The sequence below is a fragment of the Nitrosomonas sp. Nm132 genome (assembly GCF_900100485.1).
Classification (GTDB): Bacteria; Pseudomonadota; Gammaproteobacteria; order Burkholderiales; family Nitrosomonadaceae; genus Nitrosomonas.
In genome coordinates this window covers 1-1,605 of record NZ_FNDH01000110.1, presented here as the reverse complement: position 1 = coordinate 1,605, position 1,605 = coordinate 1, and the positions used below count along the sequence as shown (strand labels likewise).

At 49.8% G+C, this 1,605-nt stretch carries 3 protein-coding genes and 1 pseudogene; all 4 read right to left on the bottom strand.

The window, feature by feature from the left end:
* Positions 1–160: 160 nt before the first annotated feature.
* Positions 161–526, bottom strand: a complete 366-nt coding sequence (locus BLP80_RS14850; RefSeq protein WP_090544510.1) for a hypothetical protein — start codon at positions 524–526, stop codon at positions 161–163.
* Between the two features lie 65 nt (positions 527–591).
* Complete coding sequence (locus BLP80_RS15825) at positions 592–822, bottom strand: hypothetical protein (RefSeq protein WP_090544508.1); 231 nt, start codon at positions 820–822, stop codon at positions 592–594.
* Positions 819–1,301, bottom strand: a complete 483-nt coding sequence (locus BLP80_RS15820; RefSeq protein ID WP_176754401.1) for a hypothetical protein — start codon at positions 1,299–1,301, stop codon at positions 819–821. The genes BLP80_RS15825 and BLP80_RS15820 overlap by 4 nt, the downstream gene beginning before the upstream one ends.
* Positions 1,302–1,447: 146 nt before the next feature.
* Positions 1,448–1,605: pseudogene (locus BLP80_RS16475) on the bottom strand (IS110 family transposase); the annotation flags it as partial.

Sequence of the window (1,605 nt, the reverse complement as noted above, 5' to 3'; positions counted from 1 at the left end):
GCCTCACGAGTACTCTCACTTAGCGCTGTGTCCATCCAGATCGTACTCTTCATCAGCTGAGCCAGGCAGGCAGCACGTTGCGCGTCATCACAACGTTTGGGCAAACATGGCGCAAGCGCGCCCAGCACGCGACGTAAGCTCTCATCGCTGACAATCTTGCTCATGCCAAGTATCTCAGTGGCAACTTCGTCTCCTCGTAGCCAGCGATGTGTGCATAGCGTCGCTGCCCATCAAGAATGGAGAGCAACCAAGTACCCAGTAAATCAACCTCGGCAGGCGCATTAGGACTCGTGTAAGGGAGCGGGCACCCCTCTACCCAGCGGCTAAATAAACCACTAACTTCCAAGAACTCAGCAAAAAATGCCAACTGACCCAAAGCCGTAGCACTTCCGTTTTCATCCCAGCGTACGTGAAATCGACCACCAGGAGTCAACAAACACATCTCCTCTGCTGCTGGCGCCATCTCCTGCACAACGCTGCCTACCGCATTCACCACCCCTTTTTCCTCAAAACCCTCTTCACCCATTGGGTGACTCCTTTATTCAACCCTAAAACCTTTACAGTACTATGTTTGCAGCTGTTTTTATAGGTTCAACTGAGGAAAATAGGATTATCGTTGGAATGTCGTGGTCGTGACTTGGTGAATTCGATACGCAGCTTTTCCAGTAACCTGGCCACTTTGTAGTGGATGTATTCCGAGCCATTATCAGCGTGAAAACCCAGAATGGTGAATGGGAACTGATCAAGTAGCTGCTGGATAACCGGCAGCAGATACGCTTCACTAATCCTCTCGCAAGTGGCGACGAGTTGAAATTGAGTCACGCAGTCGACTGCGTTGATATGATAGCCCCTTTCATGCCATCCTGATCCCCTTGATGGACGCTGTCTATACGAATGTAGCCAGGTACGCCATCAGGTTGGGGAGCGCGACGTTGCCCAATGGGTACACTGGTTGGACGGGTCTTCGTCCAATGCCGCCGTTTATCCTGATACGCTCGGCCAGCACGTAAATTATAAAGATGAGAGACCGAGATACTCGCCAGCCGTTCGAAACGTGTGTCATTGAAAATGAGATAGGCTCGTTCCATCAGCTTCTTGGTGGCCGGGCCTGATAAAGTGCCATGCAGCGTAACCATCTCAGCTAGAAGAATCATGTCAGTTAGATTAAAGCGGCGGCAGAATCCATTCTTGGGGGTACTGTACTTTTTGCTTACTCGACCTGATTTACCGTACCGTTCAACTAATCGCGTTACCTGTTGCCGTGACAGGCCTGTCATACGTTTGAGATAGCGTAACACCACGCCAGAAACGCCTTAACTTGCGCCACCGTTTGTAACTTTGCTTCATCCATGTCGATCACCATGCCTCGCATAATGACCAATTCAGAATCTAATTGCTTAGACTCTCAAGAAACACAATATATCCCCATGATTAGTTGAATGATTTTTCAAGTTGATTGAGGAGCGGGAACGAGTTGCATGCCAAGTTTTTCAGTGCGCCTGGCGAGGTACGATAGCGCTCCTCGTAGTAATCCTGTCCTTGGTCTGTGTATTCCTCACCCTTGGTTAACATGGTGTAGATAAGACGAGCCAGTTTGTGGGCGAC